This is a genomic window from Streptomyces sp. DSM 118878 (genome assembly GCF_052936595.1).
In genome coordinates this window covers 1,266,674-1,284,273 of the sequence record NZ_CP193622.1, presented here as the reverse complement: position 1 = coordinate 1,284,273, position 17,600 = coordinate 1,266,674, and the positions used below count along the sequence as shown (strand labels likewise).

General features: G+C 72.8%; 16 protein-coding genes. 8 read left to right on the top strand and 8 right to left on the bottom strand.

Annotated features, from left to right (window positions below; translation table 11 throughout):
* Positions 1-3 precede the first annotated feature (3 nt).
* The 5 genes from ACRAKF_RS05370 to ACRAKF_RS05350 all read left to right on the top strand — a co-directional run bounded on the left by ACRAKF_RS05370 (position 4) and on the right by ACRAKF_RS05350 (position 5,814).
* Positions 4-1,212, top strand: a complete 1,209-nt coding sequence (locus tag ACRAKF_RS05370; protein ID WP_447041823.1) for a type III PLP-dependent enzyme — start codon at positions 4-6, stop codon at positions 1,210-1,212.
* Positions 1,209-1,781: a GNAT family N-acetyltransferase gene (locus ACRAKF_RS05365; protein WP_447035678.1), complete on the top strand. Its 573-nt coding sequence runs from the start codon at positions 1,209-1,211 to the stop codon at positions 1,779-1,781. The genes ACRAKF_RS05370 and ACRAKF_RS05365 overlap by 4 nt, the downstream gene beginning before the upstream one ends.
* A complete protein-coding gene (locus tag ACRAKF_RS05360; protein WP_447035677.1) occupies positions 1,781-2,995 on the top strand; it encodes an MFS transporter in 1,215 nt (404 codons plus the stop codon). Before ACRAKF_RS05365 ends, ACRAKF_RS05360 begins: the two co-directional genes overlap by 1 nt.
* A 165-nt stretch (positions 2,996-3,160) precedes the next feature.
* Positions 3,161-4,075, top strand: a complete 915-nt coding sequence (locus ACRAKF_RS05355) for an AurF N-oxygenase family protein (RefSeq protein ID WP_447035675.1) — start codon at positions 3,161-3,163, stop codon at positions 4,073-4,075.
* Positions 4,076-4,137: 62 nt separating this feature from the next.
* A complete protein-coding gene (locus tag ACRAKF_RS05350) occupies positions 4,138-5,814 on the top strand; it encodes an FAD-dependent oxidoreductase (protein ID WP_447035674.1) in 1,677 nt (558 codons plus the stop codon).
* Here the strand turns inward: ACRAKF_RS05350 and ACRAKF_RS05345 are convergent.
* The 7 genes from ACRAKF_RS05345 to ACRAKF_RS05315 all read right to left on the bottom strand — a co-directional run bounded on the left by ACRAKF_RS05345 (position 5,792) and on the right by ACRAKF_RS05315 (position 13,129).
* Positions 5,792-7,111: a phytase gene (locus ACRAKF_RS05345; protein WP_447035672.1), complete on the bottom strand. Its 1,320-nt coding sequence runs from the start codon at positions 7,109-7,111 to the stop codon at positions 5,792-5,794. The genes ACRAKF_RS05350 and ACRAKF_RS05345 overlap by 23 nt on opposite strands.
* 329 nt (positions 7,112-7,440) lie before the next feature.
* Entirely contained in the window at positions 7,441-8,700 is a 1,260-nt protein-coding gene (locus ACRAKF_RS05340; RefSeq protein WP_447035670.1) for an MFS transporter, read from the bottom strand.
* Positions 8,697-9,221, bottom strand: coding sequence for a hypothetical protein (locus tag ACRAKF_RS05335; protein ID WP_447035668.1), 525 nt, complete (start codon positions 9,219-9,221; stop codon positions 8,697-8,699). The genes ACRAKF_RS05340 and ACRAKF_RS05335 overlap by 4 nt, the downstream gene beginning before the upstream one ends.
* A gap of 70 nt (positions 9,222-9,291) precedes the next feature.
* Entirely contained in the window at positions 9,292-10,506 is a 1,215-nt protein-coding gene (locus ACRAKF_RS05330) for a hypothetical protein (RefSeq protein ID WP_447035667.1), read from the bottom strand.
* 94 nt (positions 10,507-10,600) lie between these two features.
* Positions 10,601-10,765 carry a hypothetical protein gene (locus tag ACRAKF_RS05325; protein ID WP_447035666.1) on the bottom strand — a complete coding sequence of 55 codons (165 nt, stop codon included), beginning with the start codon at positions 10,763-10,765 and terminating at the stop codon, positions 10,601-10,603.
* Positions 10,766-10,867: 102 nt separating this feature from the next.
* Complete coding sequence (locus tag ACRAKF_RS05320) at positions 10,868-12,415, bottom strand: SulP family inorganic anion transporter (protein ID WP_447035664.1); 1,548 nt, start codon at positions 12,413-12,415, stop codon at positions 10,868-10,870.
* 54 nt (positions 12,416-12,469) lie between these two features.
* Positions 12,470-13,129, bottom strand: a complete 660-nt coding sequence (locus ACRAKF_RS05315) for a carbonic anhydrase (RefSeq protein ID WP_447035662.1) — start codon at positions 13,127-13,129, stop codon at positions 12,470-12,472.
* 412 nt (positions 13,130-13,541) lie between these two features.
* On the opposite strand from ACRAKF_RS05315, the gene ACRAKF_RS05310 reads away from it, so the two are divergent.
* The 3 genes from ACRAKF_RS05310 to ACRAKF_RS05300 are packed head-to-tail and all read left to right on the top strand — an operon-like array spanning position 13,542 to position 16,611.
* Positions 13,542-14,438 carry an SDR family oxidoreductase gene (locus tag ACRAKF_RS05310; RefSeq protein WP_447035661.1) on the top strand — a complete coding sequence of 299 codons (897 nt, stop codon included), beginning with the start codon at positions 13,542-13,544 and terminating at the stop codon, positions 14,436-14,438.
* Between the two features lie 58 nt (positions 14,439-14,496).
* Positions 14,497-14,964, top strand: a complete 468-nt coding sequence (locus tag ACRAKF_RS05305; RefSeq protein WP_447035659.1) for an SRPBCC family protein — start codon at positions 14,497-14,499, stop codon at positions 14,962-14,964.
* A 15-nt stretch (positions 14,965-14,979) separates the two neighbouring features.
* Positions 14,980-16,611 (top strand): phytoene desaturase family protein, encoded by a 1,632-nt coding sequence (locus tag ACRAKF_RS05300; protein ID WP_447035658.1) that lies wholly within the window; start codon positions 14,980-14,982, stop codon positions 16,609-16,611.
* A gap of 47 nt (positions 16,612-16,658) precedes the next feature.
* Here ACRAKF_RS05300 and ACRAKF_RS05295 read toward each other — a convergent pair whose 3' ends face one another.
* Positions 16,659-17,531, bottom strand: a complete 873-nt coding sequence (locus ACRAKF_RS05295; RefSeq protein WP_447035657.1) for a VOC family protein — start codon at positions 17,529-17,531, stop codon at positions 16,659-16,661.
* Between the last annotated feature and the right edge of the window lie 69 nt (positions 17,532-17,600).

Here is a 17,600-nt window from a genome sequence, read left to right as displayed (position 1 = left end):
ATGATGTGCGAGACCGTGCCGCCCCCCGTGACGGGTCCGGGGGCCGCGCCGCGGCTCCTCGAAGCCCTGGCGGCCGCCGACGACGACCGGATCGTCTTCGACCTGGCCGGCATCGAGGAGGCCTACGAGGCGCTGCGCCGCGAACTGCCCGGCGTGGCCGTCCGCTTCGCCATGAAGGCCTGCCCGGTGGACGAGGTGCTCGGCCGCCTCGCCTCGCGGGGCTGCGGCGTCGACGCGGCGAGCCCCCACGAAGTCGAGCAGGCCCTGCGCGCCGGAGTGCCGATCTCCAGGATGCACTACGGCAACACCGTGAAGTCCGACCGCAACATCGCCGACGCGCACCGCCTCGGCATCACGGACTTCGCCACCGACAGCCTGGAGGACGTGGCCGCCCTCGCGCGGCACGCGCCCGGCGCCCGGGTGTTCTGCCGGCTCGCGACCACGGGGGAGGGGGCGCTCTGGGGGCTCAGCAACAAGTACGGCTGTTCGCCCGCCGACGCCGTCGCCATCCTGGAGAAGGCACGTGAGCTGGGGCTCACCCCCGCCGGGCTCTCCGTGCACGTCGGCTCCCAGCAGATGACGGCGGACGCCTGGAGCGGCGCCTGCGACCTCATCGCCGACGTGCTGACCGCCCTCACCCCGCGCGGCATCTCCCTGGACCACGTCAACCTCGGCGGCGGGCTGCCCGCCCTCGGCTACCGCGACAAGCACGGCCGGCCGCTCGACCCCCCGATGGACAAGGTCTTCACGGTGATCCGCGAAGGCATGGCGCGGCTCGGTGCGATCCCGGGGCACCGGCTCGGCTTCGTCATCGAGCCCGGACGCCACCTCATCGCCGACCACGGGGCCATCCGCGCCCACGTCTCCCGGCTCGCCGCCCGGCGCCGCCCCGACGGTGAGCGGCAGCACTGGCTCTACCTGAGCTGCGGCAAGTTCAACGGCCTCTACGAGATGGACCAGTTGCAGTACCGCCTGGTCTTCCCCACGCACCGCGACGCCGAGTCCGTGCCCGCCGTGGTGGCGGGCCCCACCTGCGACAGCGACGACGCCTTCTCGCACGAGCACGGCCTCGTGCCGGTACCCGAGGCGCTGGCCTCGGGCGATCCGGTGTGGGTCCTGGCCAGCGGCGCGTACGCGACCAGCTATATGACGCAGGGCTTCAACGGCTTCGGACCGCTGGCGTACACCTGGGCGGAGGGCGGGGACGCATGAGCCGCACCCACCTGCTCGACGGGCCCGCCGACCAGGCGGTACGGGTACGCCGCATCGCCGAGGACGACTGGGACGGCATCGTGGAGCTCGAAGCCCGCGCCTACACCCGGCTCGGTCTCACCGAGGGCAGGCACGCGCTGCGGTCCCGGATGCTCGCGTCGCCGGACACCTGCTTCGCGCTCGACTCCGGGCCCCGGCTCGCGGGCTATCTGCTGGCCCTGCCGTACCCGGAGACGCGGTACCCGGATCTGGGCAGCCTCGGGAACGAGCCCGCCGAGACGTCGCTCCCGGCGCGCAATCTGCACCTGCACGACATCGTCGTGGCCGAGGACCTGCGGCAGCGAGGCCTCGCCCACCACCTGCTCGACGGGCTCACCGCCGCGGCCCGCGCCCACGGGTACGAGCGGATCTCCCTGGTGGCCGTGGGCGGCAGCGACCAGTACTGGGCGCGGCGGGGATACGCCGCCGACGAGGGAGCCGGTCTCCCCGCGGGGTACGGCCCGACGGCCGTGTACATGTCCAGGGCGGTGCCGGCCGGGCCGGTGGCGCGCGACAGAGAAGTGGGCTGATGCGGGTGCTCCGCGTACGTGATCCTTTTTACCGCGGACAGCTGGCCATCGCGGCCCTGTTCTGCGCGCTCGGCTTCCAGTACGCCACGTGGGCGGCGCGGATTCCCGCCATCAAGACGGACCTCGGCCTGACGGCGGCGGAGGTCGGAGTCCTGCTCATGGCCGCCGGTGTCGGCGCCGCGGTGTCGTTCCCCCTGGTCGCGGCCCTCATGCGGCGGTTGGGCTCGCAGCGCCTCGCGCTCCTGTCCGCGCTCTGCCTCGCCCTGGTCCTCCTCGCCCTCGCCGCGGCGCCGAACTACCCCGTCGCCCTGCTCGTCATGTGCGTCGACGGCGTGCTCGTGGGCTGTCTGAACGTGGCGATGAACGCGCAGGGCGCCGCGCTGGAGAGCCGCCACGAGCGCAACGCCATGGCCCGGCTGCACGCGACGTTCAGCGGCGGCTCGCTGCTCGCCGCGCTGCTCGCGTCCGGCATGAACGCGGCCGACTCCACGGTCGCCGTGCACTTCGGCGCGGCCGCCGCGCTCCTGCTCCTCCTCGTGGCCGTGGCGCGCACCGGCCTGCTCCAGGACGAGCCGACCGTCGCCAAACCCGAGGCCGAGGAAGAGAAGGGGAAGAAGCGGGCGCGGAAGTGGACCGTGCCCTCCGCCCTGACGCTGTGGATGTGCGTCGCCATGGCGTTCGGCACCGTGACCGAGGGCGCCATGAACGACTGGTCGGCGCTGTATCTGGAGGAGGTCGCCGACGCGTCGGCGGGCCTCGCGCCCCTCGGCATCGCCGTCGTCTCCGGAATGATGCTCGTGGCCCGCCTCTTCGCCGACGGCTGGCGCAGCCGCTTCGGCGACGGCCGCGTCGTCCTGTTCGGCAGCGCCCTGGCCGGCGCCGGGCTGCTCCTCGCCCTGGTGAGCGGCGGCCTGGTCCCGGCCCTGATCGGCTTCGCCTGCGTCGGCCTCGGCATCGCGGCCGTCACTCCTTGCGTGTACGTGGCGGCGGCGGGGCAGGGTTCGGACTCGCTGACGCTGGTCGCGGCCATGGGGACGACGGGGCTGCTCGCCGGGCCGCCGCTCATCGGCTTCATCGCCCACGCGACCAGTCTGGTCTGGGGCTTCGCCGCGGTCGCCGCATCGGCGCTGGTGGTCTCCGCGTGCAGCACCAGGATCCGGTGGACGCCCGCGGGGCAGCCGAGCGGCACCGAGGAGCAGTTGAGCCGCACCTGACCCCTCCCGGCACGCGCACATCTCGTAGCCACTCGTGCTTACCGGAGGGTAGGCACGCAGACCCCGTTGTTATACCTTCTGTCTAACAACGGGGTCGTGGCGTGCCGTGTCCGGCGGCGCCGCGGTCCTCCTTAGCCCTGACGTCTGAGTCAAGGAGCCGCAGCAATGGCAAGCAGCACTGTTCGGCCGAGCACACAGGACAACCGACCGGAGGGCGACATCGCCCGGCGGCTGCTGCACTCGGCCGCCGTGCTGGCGTACGACCCGGCCACCGAGGTCGACTGGGAGACCCCGCTGGACCGCGGCTTCCACGGCGCGAGCCCCGAGTGGAGCACGCTCTACGGGACCGATTACTGGCGCGAGATGACCGAGGAACAGCGCAAGGAGCTGACCCGGCAGGAGGCCGCATCGGTGGCCAGCACCGGCATCTGGTTCGAGATGATCCTCCAGCAGATGGTGCTGCGCGACGTGTACGCCAAGGACCCCACCAGCGCCGAGGTCCAGTGGGCGCTCACGGAGATCGCCGAGGAGTGCCGCCACTCGATCATGTTCGCCCGCGGCGCCGAGAAGCTCGGCGCGCCGCCGTACCGCCCGCACCGGTTCGCCACCGAGATGGGCCGGATGTTCAAGTCGATCGCCTTCGGAGAGGCCGCGTACGCCGCGATCCTCGTGGCCGAAGAGGTGCTCGACGTCATGCAGCGCGACTGGATGCGGGACGAGCGGGTCGTGCCGTTCGTGCGCACCATCAACAACATCCACGTGGTCGAGGAGTCGCGGCACATGAAGTTCGCCCGCGACCAGACGCGCAAGCACCTCGCGGGCGCGGGCCGCGTGCGCCGCCGGTTCAACGCCCTGGTGATCGCCATCTCCTCGTACGTCATCGTCACCAGCATGGTGAACCGCAAGGTCTACGCGAACGCCGGGCTCGACGAGAAGCGCGCCCTCGCCGAGGCGAAGGCCAACGAGCACCACAAGTCGATGATGCGGTCGAGCTGCGCCGGGCTGATGGAGTTCCTGGCCTCGTGCGATCTGCTCACCAAGCCGGCCCTGGTCTTCTACCGGCGCGCCCACCTCATCTGAGCCGACCCGACCGATCCGACCGATCCGAGCCGACGGATCCGAGCCGAACCGAGTCCACGAACATGACCTACGTCATCACCCAGACCTGCTGCAACGATGCCACCTGCGTGGCCGTGTGCCCGGTCAACTGCATCCACCCCACGCCGCAGGAGCGGGAGTTCGGCAGCACGGAGATGCTGCACATCGACCCCGAGACCTGCATCGCCTGCGGCGCCTGCGCCGACGCCTGCCCGGTCGACGCGATCTTCCCGGTGGACAAGCTGCCGGCCGCCCAGCGGGAGTACGCCGCGATCAACGCGGGCTACTTCGAGGAGGGCGGCGCGGACGGACCCGCGCCGGAGCCCCAGGGGCCGAACTTCCACCCCTGGGGCGAGCCGTCCTTCCCGCGCGTCCTGCCCGCCGACTTCGCGCCGCTGAGGATCGCCGTCGTCGGCACGGGCCCCGCCGGGATGTACGCGGCGCAGGACCTGCTCCTGCACACCAGCGCCGAGATCACCCTGATCGACCGGCTGCCGGTCGCGGGCGGCCTCGTGCGCTACGGCGTGGCACCGGACCACCCCGCGACCAAGCGGGTCGGCGACACCTTCGCGCGCTTCCACACGCACCCGAGGGTGCGGATGCACCTGGGGCTCGACGTGGGTACCGACGTCACCACCGGGGAGCTCGCCGACCACCACGACGCGGTGATCTACGCGGTGGGCGCCTCCGCCGACCGGCGCCTGGACATACCCGGCGAGGACCTGCCCGGCTCCCTCTCCGCGAGCGCGTTCGTCGCCTGGTACAACGCCCACCCCGACGCGGCACCCGACACCGTCGACCTGTCGGCGCAGCGCGTCGTCGTGGTCGGCAACGGCAACGTCGCCCTCGACGTGGCGCGCGTCCTGCTCGCCGACCCCGACGCGCTGGCCCGCACCGACATGGCGGACCACGCCCTGACGGCGCTCCGCGGCAGCACGGTGCGCGAGGTGGTCCTGGTCGCGCGGCGCGGCCCCGAGCACGCCGCCTGTACCCGGTCCGAACTCCTCGCCCTGAAGCACCTTCCGGGCGTCGAGCTGATCGTCGACGACCACGACCCGAGGATCGCCGATGCCATCGAGGCGGCGGCCCCGAACGACAAGGCGGCCGTCCTGCAGGACGTCACCCGCACCCGGGTGGACTGGGAGCGGCAGCCGGAGCCGGGCAGGCGCATCGTCCTGCGCTTCCACAGCGAACCCGTGGAGGTCCAGGGGGAGGACGGCGTCGACGCCGTGCGCGTCGCGTCACGGACGGGGGAGCGCGTCATACGGGCGGGCCTGATGCTGCGCGCGATCGGCTACCGCGGTGTGCCGGTGGCCGACCTGCCCTTCGACGAGGCGACGGGCACCGTGCCGCACGAGGCCGGCCGGGTCGCCGGGCGCCCCGGCAGCTACGTCGTGGGCTGGATCAAGCGCGGCCCCACCGGCGGTATCGGCGCCAATCGGACCTGCGCCGCCGAGACGGTCACGACCCTCCTGGCCGACGCGGTCGCCGGTGCCCTGCCCGCCCCGCGGCAGCCGGTACGCGCCTTCCACCGCCTGGTCCGCCGCCGCAACCGCCAGGTGATCGACGCCCGCGGCCTGGCCGCGATCGACCGTGCCGAGGTGGCCCGCGGTGAGGCCGCGGGCCGCCCCAGGGTCAAACTGGCGACGGTGGCCGAGCTCGTCTCCACCGCACGGTCGGGACGCCTGGGCGAGCGCGTCAGTCGTCGATGGCGTTCATGACCTTGCCGAGGTCCACGAACTTGAAGTTGGTGGAGGGCCGTTCGGCGTCTCCGGGCGCGTCATGGCCGTCCTGCACGACGAGCAGGCCGTTGGGGAACTTGGCGCCCAGCGGCGCGTTCAGCACGGCGGCGCCGTCGCACTCCTCCGAGCCATCGAGGGTGGCGGAGGCCGCGGTGACGCGGAAGCCGCCCTCGTACTCGTTGGCGTCGGAGATCTCGCGGTCGTACGCGGCGAAGGTGTTGTCACCCTGGCTGGACGCCAGGAGGTAGCCGTCGCCGTCCTGCTCGGTGAGGAGGGTGAGGCCCTCGACGTCGGCCGTGACGCGCTGGCCGCCGTAGCCGGGGTCGGTGCCCGCGGTGCACTCCTCGGTCTCCTCGTCGTAGGTGCCGGGGACGCCGTACTCGCGGACCTTGTCGATGAGCTTCGGCTTGCCCGTCAGGTCGGCGCTGAGCCGCCAGATGCCGACGTCCTCCTGGCCCGCGTACAGCGTGCCGTTGGCCGGGTCGACCACCATGCCCTCGACCTGCGGGAGTTCACCGGGCTCGCCGCAGGGCGTCCAGGAAGTGCCGTTGGGCAGGCGGAAGTCGGCGGGCAGGTCGAGGGTGCGGACCTTGCGGTAGCCGACCTTGCCGTCGGCCGCGGGGGTGAGTTCGAGCAGGGCGATGCTCGTCCGCTCGCGCTGGCTGACCAGCGCGTACGAGCGGCCCGTGGCCTTGTCCGTCCAGGTGGCGAGCCCGTACGCGGTGCGCTGGTCGTCGATCTCCTCCTGGTCGGCGGAGAAGACGGGCGGGGCCGACGGGTCCGTGACGTCGGTGAGCGGGCCGCCGGGGCGGCTGTTGTCGATGCGGTAGAAGCGGAGCCGGTCGGTGCCGCGGTCGCTGGTCACCGCGAGGTCGGCCTTGCCGGACGACAGGCCAAGACCGTGCACGATGTCGACGTTGTTGTACCGGCCTGGGGCGTGGTCGGGTCCCGGTGCGGCGGGCGCGGGCAGCGACTGCACCTCACGGGCGCTCAGGTCGTAGACACGCAGTCCGCCCTGCTTGCCGGTGGCGATGACCAGGCTGCGGTCCGGGTGCGCGGCGTCGCGCCAGATCGCCGGGTCGTCGGCATCGGCGTCGCCGCCCGCCTCGTCGTCGTGCAGGGCCGGGGTCTCGGCGCGCGGCGTGACGGCGGGCAGCGCGTTCGTCGGGCCGGCCGGGGCGGCCAGGGCCTGGAACGGCACGGCGAGCGCGGCGAGCGACACGACGGTGGTGGCGATGGCGAGCGCCGCCGACCGGGGACTACGGGGGGTGACCACGTGAAGATCCCTTCGGGAAGGAAGAAGTCCGGGGAACTGAACGGACAGAGTCTGTGATCTCCGTATGAAGACTTACCGCTGGGTAATGTGTGGCGAGGTGAAGCGCCGGTGAACAAAGAGGCGCACCCATGTTCGGCTGACGGGGCATCACTGTCCATGCCTCGGGCGCCTGCGCACAAAAAGACCCCGGTCTCCGTACCGGAGACCGGGGTCTGTCGAGCGCTGGGCAGGCCTTGCACCTACATCTCCCCGCAGGAAGCGGGGCGCCTTTCCTTGGACCACCAACGCCTGGCCTGCCACCGTAGGTTCGGCGGCGAGCTCAAGATCAATCATAGACCATGTCCGGCGGTGCCCGAACCGGCCCCGCGCCCCCGCACGGCCACCGCCGGGATCACCGCGAGCGCGAGGACGCCCGCCGCCACGGCGAGGAGCGGATAGCCGCCGCCCGCCACCACCAGACCGGAGGCCATGCCGCCCGTCGCGCCCGCCAGCGACATGCCCACGTCCACCAGGCCCTGCACGGACGCACGGCTCTCCGCCGGGGCGGCGTCGGTGACCAGCGCGGTGCCGCCGACCAGGGCGAGGTTCCAGCCGACGCCGAGGACGACGAGCGCGCAGGCCGGCCACAGCACGCCGCCCGGCGGAGCGAGGCCGGCGAGCAGACCCGCGCCGAGCAGCACGGCGCCGGACGCCGCCACTACGGGCAGCCGGCCGAAGCGGTCGGCGAGCAGGCCGCTCAGCGGTGACGGCAGGAACATCGCGCCCACGTGCAGCGCGATGACGAGCCCCACGGCCTGCGTGCCGTGGCCGTGCCCGGCCATGTGGACCGGCGTCATCGTCATCACGGCGATCATCACCAGCTGGGCGGTGATCATCACGGTGGCGCCCGTGATGACACCGGGGGTGAAGCGGCCGGACTCCGGTGCGGCGGCCACCGGCTCCCGCGGCGGCGCGGCGCGGGCAAGCAGCAGCGGGTCGGGCCGCAGCCACAGCAGGAGGACCAGTCCGGCGGCCGCGTAGGCGACCGCGGCGAGCAGGAAGGGGCCCGCGAGCCGCGGGATGCCCCAGGCGTGGGCGAGGGTGCCCGTGGGGCCGACGAGGTTCGGGCCCGCGACCGCGCCCAGCGTCGTGGCGAGCAGCACGGTGCCCGTGGCCCGCCCGCGCCGCTCGGGCGGGGCCAGGTCGGCGCCCGCGTACCGCGCGAGCAGGCCCGTGGCCGTGCCGGCCCCGTACACGAAGAGCGAGGTCAGCAGCAGCCACGCCCACTGCCAGGTGGCCCCGGCGACCACTCCGGCGCTGCCGAGCGCTGCGGCGCCGTGGCCGAGGGCGAGGCCGGGGCGCCGCCCCCGTCGCTGCGAGACCCGCCCGATCACCGCCGCGCCGAGGGCCGCCCCCGCGGTGAACAGCGCGGTAGGAAGCCCGGCGAGCCCCGTGGAGCCGAGCAGATCCTCGGCGAGCAGCGCGCCGACCGTGATGCCCGCGGCCATGCCGGCACCGCCGAGCGCCTGGGAGACGACGAGCACGGTCAGGGCGCGCCGCAGGACGTGGGGCGCCGCCCCTTCCCGGGCCTGCGGGGCGGTGGCGGTCACGCCGCTTCGCGCGACGGCGCCTCCGCCTCGCCCGCCATGGCCGCGATCTCCGCCAGGGAGAGGCCGAGTTCGTCGTGCAGGAACCGCACGACCGTCCAGTGCGGCAGCGCCGCCTCGTCGAAGGGACCGAACGCGGCGGTGTAGAGGGGGATCCACCGCAGCGCCTCCTCGGCGGCCCTCTCGCGCCCCGGGGCCGCCTGGTAGGTGTCGTAGGAGATGCTGCGGTGGTGGATGAAGTGGCCGCCGGGCAGCCGCTGTTCGCACAGGTCGCGGTACTCGCGGGTCTGGAGGATCAGGTGGTGCCAGATCTCGTCGATGTCCTGCTCCACGGGCAGGAAGAGGCCGCCGAGGCGGTCGGGGTGGAGCGAGACCAGGTAGAGATAGCGGAGACACTCGCGGACCTGGTCCGTGACGAAGGCGGTGTCCGGCGCTCCGGGCCGCGCGGCGAAGTGCCGCACCACCTCCGCGTGCAGCTCGCCGCCGAGCAGTTCCTCGGCGGTGGGTGCCGTCTTGACGGGCATGGGGGCTGGCTCCTGACGGGTGCTCGGGGGCTCGGGGGCTCGGGTGCTATGGGGCTATGGGTCTATGGGTCTATGGGATCAGCCAGGCGTACTTGCCGGAGCGTCCGATGGGTATGCGGGCGCGGTGCTCGACCCGGCAGACGCGTCCGGTCAACTCGGCGACGGCTGCCGCGAGTTCGCGGTTCTCCTCGGGCGTCAGGGGGGTGCCGTCGAAGGTCGTGCACCACAGCCGGCACTCGGCCTCGCCGGTCAGCCGCAGTTGCTGGAGGAAGACCCGGGGGGTGACGTCGGCGACGCGGGCGTCCAGGTCGGCCTGGGCGACGGGGCCCGCGGGTGTGGCGAGCAGCTCCTTCTCACGGCCGCAGAAGGAGACGATCCGCTGTGGGTCGGCGCTGCCGTCGCGGGTGCGGACGCAGTCACCCGAGCGGTAGCGGACCAGTGGCATGTACGGGTTGCGGATGCTGGTGACGATGAGGCTGTGGATGCCGCTGCCGGGCTCCACCGGGATCAGCTCGACGCTCATGCCGTGCAGGTAGGGCCGGTAGGAGCCGTCGGCCTCGCTGTAGAAGAGGTAACCGAGTTCCGTGCTGCCGAAGAGGTCCACCACGGGGCAGCCGAAGCGCGCCCGCAGCTCGGCGCGGACGTTCAGGGGCGTGTACTCGTACGCGTGGACGATGCCCGCCGGTGGCGGAAAGGCGTCCCACAGGTCCCACTCGGTGACCCTGGCGACGAGGTGGGCCAGGTGGTAGCCGGAGCAGTCGAGGAGATACGAGCCCCGGGGGTGGGCGGCGGCGACCTCCCGGATCTCGGCGAGCATCCGCTCGACCTCGGCGCGGTCCCAGTCGGCCGGGTCCAGGGTGCGGTTGAGGTACAGGGTCCGGTCGTCCAGCCAGCGTTCGCCCGGTGTGGCGCTCGGCTTGCGGGAGTTGACGCGGGCGACGTGCTCGGTGGCGAGGACGGTGGTCAGCGAGATCCGCTTGGCCCCGTCGTGCCAGGACGCGCCCAGCTCGGGGTGTTCGCTCCAGAGGCGGTAGTAGGAGCGGAGCAGGAAGTACGGCGGGCGGATGAGCCGCATCCGGGCGTGGTTGGTGCCGGTGGACAGCACGAACTCCGCCTCGCCGGTCTCCAGGGCGCGGGCCAGCGCGGGGGTCATCCAGTTCTCGGGGAAGCCCTCCGCCATCGCGGGCTTCTCCAGGATCGGGAAGTCGCCGCGCTCGACGGAGGCGCGGTAGAGGGGGATGTCCCGGACCCGGTCCAGGACGTCGGCGCTCGGCAGGCGGTTCAAGGAAACTCCGGGGAGGCGGGGGCCGGTGGACGAGCGCGGGGCCGCCGTGCCAACAGCCGCGGCGGCCCCGCTCGACGTTCAGTGGTTCAACAGGTCAGGAAATGCAGCCGGTCTTGCCGGTGGCGCTGATGCAGCCGTTCTTGGGCGTGGAGCTGATGCAGCCGTCCTTCGCGGAACCGGCGCCGCCCTGGGCCGAGTTGGCGGCGACCCACTTCTGCCACACGGATTCTTCGGTCATGCGCTTGATGAGCTGCTCCATGATGGAACCTCCATAGATATGAGCCGTAAGCAACGGTTTTCAGGTGATCTGTCCCGTCGCCACTTGAAGGTAAAGAGACGGTCAAGTAAGTGTCAAGAGGGATCAGTTGCGGGCGGACGCCCGCGCGGGTGTCTCGACGGGCTCCCCGGACTCGGGGCCGGCCGGCGGACGTGTCCGCATCCGGACGGCCTCCGTGCCGCTGTCGTTGTGCCGCAGGGCCCAGTTCTCCAGCGTCGTACGGCAGGCGTGGTCCAGGTGGCGCACCACGGTCAGGTCCAGCTCGATGGGCCGGTCCTTGGGCATGGCCTCCAGCGTCTCCAGGATGCGCGGCAGCCGCAGGAACGTGGCGTTGCCCGAGAGCGTCACGACCATGCGGCCGTCGGTGAGCTCCCGCACGTCCACCTGCACGTGGGAGGTGTCCCAGGCGGACTTGACCACGGCCAGGACCAGGCCGAGCACGACGCCCTCGAACATGTTGGTCACCAGGATGGCGATCGCGGTGACGGCGAGGACGATGGCCTCGCCGCGGTGGGCGCGGGCGAGCGGGACGATCTCCTTGACGGGTATCAGTTTGCAGCCGGCGTGCACGAGGACACCGGCGAGCGCGGCCAGCGGGATGATGCCGAGCGCGGACGGCAGGAGCACGGCGAAGAGCAGCAGCCAGGCGCCGTGCACGATGCGGGAGAGCGGCGTACGCGCGCCGGCCTGCACATTGGCGGAGCTGCGGACGATGACCGCGGTCATGGGGAGTGCGCCGAGCACGCCGCACACCGTGTTGCCGACGCCCTGGGCGACGAGTTCCTTGTCGTAGTGCGTGCGTGGTCCGTCGTGCATGCGGTCCACGGCGGCCGCGCTGAACAGCGACTCCGCGGACGCGATCAGCGTGAACGCGAGGACCGTGCCGAGCACCGCCACGCTGCCGAGGTCGGCCAGATCGCCGAGGCCGGGCGGCTGGATGGCGTCGACCAGGCCGCGCACCTCGACGTTCGCCACGTCCAGGTGCAGCGCGGCCGACACGGCGGTGGCCAGCGCGACCGCCGCCAGCGGGGCGGGCACCAGACGTGCGGCGGCGGGCAGCTTCGGCCAGAGCACGAGCACGGCGATGGTGCCGACGCCGAGGGCCGCGGCGGTCAGTGCGGCGGTGTCACCGAGCACGTCGACGAGGAGGCCGGGCAGCCCGGCTATCTTGTCGACCCCGGAACGCGGCTGCTCGGCCCCGGCCATGGTGTAGAGCTGACCCAGGATCAGTACGAGACCGATACCGGCCAGCATGCCCTGGACGACGGAGACGGAGATCGCGCGGAACCACCGGCCGCAGCGCAGCAGGCCGAGGGCGACCTGTAGGGCGCCGGTGAGCAGCACGATGGCGCCGAGCATGCCGAGCCCGAACTCGTGCACCGCCTCGAGGACGAGGACGGTCAGCCCGGCGGCGGGGCCGCTCACCTGGAGGGCGCTGCCCGGCAGGAAGCCGACGACCAGGCCGCCGACGATGCCGGTGACCAGGCCGAGTTCGGCGGGGACGCCGGAGGCGACGGCCACGCCCACGCAGAGCGGCAGGGCGACCAGGAAGACGACGAGTGAGGCGAGGAGGTCCTGGCGGAGGACGCCGGGCTCACGCAGCTTGCGGAAGGGGATGAGGAAGGAGGACATGAGAGTGGAGGGTCCTGTCGTGGGAGCGGGCCGGGCCTCGGGGCGCGGCGGGCTTCACAGCGGACCGAACGCCGGGCGGTCGCCGGACGAAGGACGGTTGCCGGACGAAGGACGGTGGGCGGAGACGGCCCCGGTGTGGACCTCGTAGTACCAGGCGTGCAGGGTCAGCGAGCCGTCCTCGACGCGCTCGCTCACGCACGGGTAGGCGCGCAGTCTCGCCACTTGGGCGAGCACGTGCTCCTGCACGGCTTCCGCGACGTCCGCCGAGGTCCGGGTGAGGGAGCGCAGGGCGTCGTCCGGGGCCACGGAGTGCTCCAGCCAGTCGCGCACGGCCGGCACGGCCGACAGGTCCTCGCCCCGCACGAGGGCGCCCACCGCGCCGCAGTGCGAGTGCCCGCAGACGACGATGGAGCTGACGCCGAGGACGCACACGGCGTACTCGATGGTGGCCGCCTCGCTCATCGGGTGGCCGTCGCGCTCCGCGGGGCCGGGTGAGGGGTAGGGGGGTACGACGTTACCCGCCGTACGGAGTTCGAAGAGTTCGCCGGGGCGAGCTCCGGTGATCAGGGAGGGGACGACGCGCGAGTCGGAGCACGTGATGAAGAGGGCTTCGGGGGACTGCCCCGCGCCCAGGGCCCGGAAGGCCTCGGTGTTCCGTGGGTCCGCGACATGGGTCGCGGCGAAGGATCGGGCGTTGTCGATCAGTGTCTTCATGGTGGCCTGCCTCCTGCGTCCGCACGGCCGGGGCCGGGACGCGGTGTGGTCGGGTCGATGGTGATGGAAGGGCGGTGCGGAGAGCCGGGGTGACGGGCTGCTCCGGATGGCCCACGAGGCAGCCTGCTGGGCCGCCGTGTCCTCCACTTTGCCATCGCATTAACGTCTGATGACAGAGCAAATTCTTGCCAAAGAATGAGTAATAAATGCTCCTGGACTGGGAACTCGTCCAATCCTCAACCGTTGGTCAAGGCTTCACGCGGAGATCGCTCGGCGCCCGGAAGCAGATTCCGTTCGCGGAAGCTTCCGTTTCACCCCCGCGCGCCGGGGCACCCGAGGCGCCTCCCCGCGTGCGCCCGCCGCCCGTGGCACGGAGGCTGGAAGGAAGGAACGAGCAGGAAGGCCACGACTGATGAACGACAGTTCCGGCGCACCGGGCCAACAGGATCCGACGACGCGCCATCCGCAGCCGGACTTCGCCCAGCAGGACCAGGAGCCGCCCGGCTGGACGGGACCCATGGACCCGCCGCCGGACCACGGCGAGGACTCGTACCGGGGCAGCGGCCTCCTCAAGGAGCGCAAGGTGCTGCTGACCGGCGGCGACTCCGGCATCGGCAGGGCGGTCGCGATCGCCTTCGCGCGGGAGGGCGCGGACGTCCTCTTCACCCATCTGCCCGAAGAGGCGGGCGACGCCCGGGAGACGGCGCGCCTCGTCGAGGACGCCGGGCGCAAGGCGATCGCCGTGCCCTGCGACATCCGCGAGGAGGAGCAGTGCCGCGGACTCGTGACGCGCGCGGTGGAGGAGTTCGGGCGGATCGACGTCCTGGTCAACAACGCCGCGTACCAGATGTCGCAGCCCGGCGGGATCGGTGACATCTCCACCGAACAGTTCGACCGGGTGATGCACACCAACCTGTACGGCATGTTCTGGATCAGCAAGGCGGCGGTACCGCACATCCCTGCGGGCGGCTCCATCATCAACACCACGTCGGTGCAGGCCTACAAGCCGAGCCCGCACCTGCTGGACTACGCGATGACCAAGGGCGCCATCGTCACCTTCACCCAGGGACTCGCGCAGATGCTGGTCGAGGACGGCATCCGCGTCAACGCCGTGGCCCCGGGGCCGGTGTGGACCCCGCTGATCCCCGCGACGCTGCCGGACACCGCGGAGTTCGGCAAGCAGGCGCCGATGGGCCGGCCCGCGCAGCCCGCCGAGATGGCTCCCGCCTACGTGTTCCTCGCGTCCGAGCACGCGAGCTTCATCACCGCGGAGATCGTGAACGCCACCGGTGGCACTCCGCTGCCCTGAGCCGGACGGTCCCGAGGCGCCGGTCCGGACGGGCTCGCGCGAGACGAGGAGGCATGACGTGGCCGTACGCCACTGCTTGATCAAGAGGCCGCCCTCCGCGGTGTGGGAGGTGCTCGACGACGGGAGCCGGTACGCCGACTGGGTGGTCGGCACGCATCACTCCCGGCCGGTCGACGGCGACTGGCCGGAGGTCGGGTCCCGCATCGAGTACACCATCCGGCTCGGCCCCCGGGAGTTGACGGGGCACACCGTCGTACGCCGCCTGGAGCGGCCCGACCGGCTCGAACTGGAGGCCTACAGCGGGGCGCTCGGCACGGCCCGCATCGCCATCGAGGTGCAGCCCTGGGGCGAGCACACACTGGTGCGCGTCGACGAACACCCGCTCCAGGGGCCGGGCGGCATCCTGCACAACACCGTGGTCGACGCCCTGATCCAGCTCCGGCACCGCAGCATGCTGAGCCGCCTGGCGGCGGTGGTCGAGCGGGGCAGGCCCCACGACCGCGCGGCCCAGCACACGGTCACCTGAGACGGGGGAGTACTCATGCCGGACGCAGTGGTGATCGGCGCGGGACCCAACGGTCTCGTGGCCGCCAACCTGTTGGCCGACGCCGGATGGAGCGTCGAGGTCCTGGAGGCCCAGGACGAACCGGGCGGCGCCGTCCGCAGCGACCGCGGGGTGCACCCCGACTACATCAGCGACATGTTCAGCGCCTTCTATCCGCTGGCGGCCGCGTCACCGGTCATCCGGGGGCTCGGCCTGGAGCACGACGGGCTGCGCTGGGCCCACGCCGAACACGTGCTCGCGCATCCCCTGACGGACGGCCGCTGCGCTGTCCTCAGCCGCGACCGCGATGTCACCTGCGCGTCCGTCGACTCCTTCGCCGAGGGTGACGCGCGCGGCTGGGAGAACCTGTACGCCATCTGGGACCGGCTGCGGGAGCCGCTGATCGACGCCCTGTTCACGCCGTTCCCGCCCGTGCGCTCCGGACTGACCCTGGCCGCGCGGCTCCGGGCGGGCGGCGGTCTGCGGGTGGCGCGCTCCCTGGTGCTGCCCGTGCGCAGGCTGGGCGAGGAGGAGTTCGCGGGCGAGGGCGGCAGGCTGCTGCTCGCGGGCAACGCCCTGCACGCCGACCTCGCGCCGGAGGCGGCCGGCAGCGGCGGCTTCGGCTGGCTGATGTCCATGCTCGGCCAGACGTACGGGTTCCCCGTACCCGTCGGCGGGTCGGGCGCACTGACGTCCGCGCTGGTCGGCCGCCTGGAACGCAAGGGCGGCAGCGTGCGCTGCGGTGAGCGCGTCACCGAGGTGGTCGTGCGCGGCGGCCGCGCTGTCGGCGTGCGCACCGCGGCGGGCGAAGGGGTCGTGGCGCGCAAGGCGGTCCTCGCCGACGTGGCCGCCCCCGACCTGTACGGACAGCTGGTCGACGCCGCGCATCTGCCGCACCGTCTGCTCCAGGACCTGCGCCGCTTCCAGTGGGACTTCGCCACGTTCAAGGTGGACTGGGCCCTTTCGGGGCCCATCCCGTGGACGGCGGAGGGCGCCAGGGGCGCGGGAACGGTGCACGTGGCCGACGGCGTGGACGAGTTGACGCGGTTCGCCGCGCAGATCGCCATGGGCCTCGTGCCGGACAGGCCCTTCTCGCTGGTCGGCCAGATGACCACGGCGGACGCCACACGCTCCCCGGCGGGCACCGAGTCGGCGTGGGCGTACACGCACGTACCGCAGCGTGTCCGGGACGACGCGGGCGACGACGGCCTCACGGGCACGTGGGACAAGCGCGAGAGCGAAGCCATGGCCGACCGGGTGGAGGAGCAGATCGAGCGCATGGCGCCCGGCTTCCGGGCGAGGATCGCCGGCCGGCGCGTCCTGGCACCGCCCACGCTGGAGGCGCTGGACGCCAACCTGCATGGCGGGGCGATCAACTCCGGTACGACCAACATGCATCAGCAGCTCGTCTTCCGGCCGGTACCGGGAGCGGGCCGCCCGGAGACCCCGGTGCCGCACCTCTACCTCGCCTCCGCGTCGGCGCACCCCGGCGGCGGTGTGCACGGGGCGCCGGGTGCCAACGCCGCGCGGGCGGCCCTGCGGCGCCGCTACGGCTCGGGGGTCTTCTGCGCCGCCCAGCGCGCGCTCGGCAGCCGCGGCAGGACGGGCCGGAAGCCGGGCGGTTCCTAGCCCGGCTTCCTCGTGCCCGCCGTCTCGGACGTCTCGGGCCCGCCGTCTCAGGGCCGCCGCTGGCCCGGCTCCCGGCCGATGACCCTGAACTGCGCGCCGTCCGCGTCGCGCAGCGTCGCCGTCGGGGGCCGCCCGGACAGGTCCTGGTCGATCACGTGCCCGCCGTTCTCGACCGCCGCGCGCACGCACGCCTCGACGTCCGCCACGGTGAAGTAGATCTGCCAGTGCGGCCGGACCGCCGGGTCGGGGGAGGCCTCGACGGCACCGGAGCTGAGCCGGGCCGCCGGGCGGCCGCCGCTGAAGAGGACCACCTCTTCCTCCTGGTAGCGCACCTCGCAGCACTCCGGCCGCCCGCACGCCCAGTCGAGCACCTCGCCGTAGAAGATGGCGGCGTCGAAGGCGTCGCGGGTGCGCAGCCGGAGCCAGGCCGGCGCGGCGTGCGACTCGCTGCGCCATCGCGTGAGGATCTCGCCCTCCCAGATCCCGAAGACGGCCCCGTCCCGGTCGGACAGCAGGGCCGCGCGCCCGTTGGGGAAGGGGATCGGCCCCACCGCGGTCGTCCCGCCGCGCTCCCGGACGCGGGCCACCGTCTCGTCCGCGCTCAGCACGGCGAAGTACGGGGTCCAGGCCACCGCGACCTGAAGCGAGGTGGCGACGGCGCCGACCCCGGCCACGGGGTCGCCCTCGGCGGTGGCGACGGAGAACTGTTCGCCGAGTTTGGCCGGGCGGAACTGCCAGTTCATCACCGCCCCGTAGAACCTTTGTGCGGTGGTGAGGTCTCGTGCCGTCAGGCTGACCCAGCAGGGAGCCCCGACCGCTGACTCACTCAGTACGGACCCGGTCCTCCTGGCGGGGCGGGCGCCCTCGCCCGCGACCGCCGTGCTCTCCCGGCCCGGTGGCTTCCTGTCGTCGTGGTGCATGTGCAACCCGTCCTGGAATTCGAGGCACCCTCGAGAATTACTCCGGCACCTGTGTGTTCGGGCCCGCCG

What these genes read in the sequence shown, in the direction of transcription:
- ACRAKF_RS05370 (WP_447041823.1), top strand. Translation starts at nt 4, where the DNA reads ATGTGCGAGACCGTGCCGCCCCCCGTGACGGGTCCGGGGGCCGCGCCG.
- ACRAKF_RS05365 (WP_447035678.1), top strand. Translation starts at nt 1,209, where the DNA reads ATGAGCCGCACCCACCTGCTCGACGGGCCCGCCGACCAGGCGGTACGG.
- ACRAKF_RS05360 (WP_447035677.1), top strand. Translation starts at nt 1,781, where the DNA reads ATGCGGGTGCTCCGCGTACGTGATCCTTTTTACCGCGGACAGCTGGCC.
- ACRAKF_RS05355 (WP_447035675.1), top strand. Translation starts at nt 3,161, where the DNA reads ATGGCAAGCAGCACTGTTCGGCCGAGCACACAGGACAACCGACCGGAG.
- ACRAKF_RS05350 (WP_447035674.1), top strand. Translation starts at nt 4,138, where the DNA reads ATGACCTACGTCATCACCCAGACCTGCTGCAACGATGCCACCTGCGTG.
- ACRAKF_RS05335 (WP_447035668.1), bottom strand. Translation starts at nt 9,221, where the DNA reads ATGCCCGTCAAGACGGCACCCACCGCCGAGGAACTGCTCGGCGGCGAG.
- ACRAKF_RS05325 (WP_447035666.1), bottom strand. Translation starts at nt 10,765, where the DNA reads ATGGAGCAGCTCATCAAGCGCATGACCGAAGAATCCGTGTGGCAGAAG.
- ACRAKF_RS05320 (WP_447035664.1), bottom strand. Translation starts at nt 12,415, where the DNA reads ATGTCCTCCTTCCTCATCCCCTTCCGCAAGCTGCGTGAGCCCGGCGTC.
- ACRAKF_RS05315 (WP_447035662.1), bottom strand. Translation starts at nt 13,129, where the DNA reads ATGAAGACACTGATCGACAACGCCCGATCCTTCGCCGCGACCCATGTC.
- ACRAKF_RS05310 (WP_447035661.1), top strand. Translation starts at nt 13,542, where the DNA reads ATGAACGACAGTTCCGGCGCACCGGGCCAACAGGATCCGACGACGCGC.
- ACRAKF_RS05300 (WP_447035658.1), top strand. Translation starts at nt 14,980, where the DNA reads ATGCCGGACGCAGTGGTGATCGGCGCGGGACCCAACGGTCTCGTGGCC.
- ACRAKF_RS05295 (WP_447035657.1), bottom strand. Translation starts at nt 17,531, where the DNA reads ATGCACCACGACGACAGGAAGCCACCGGGCCGGGAGAGCACGGCGGTC.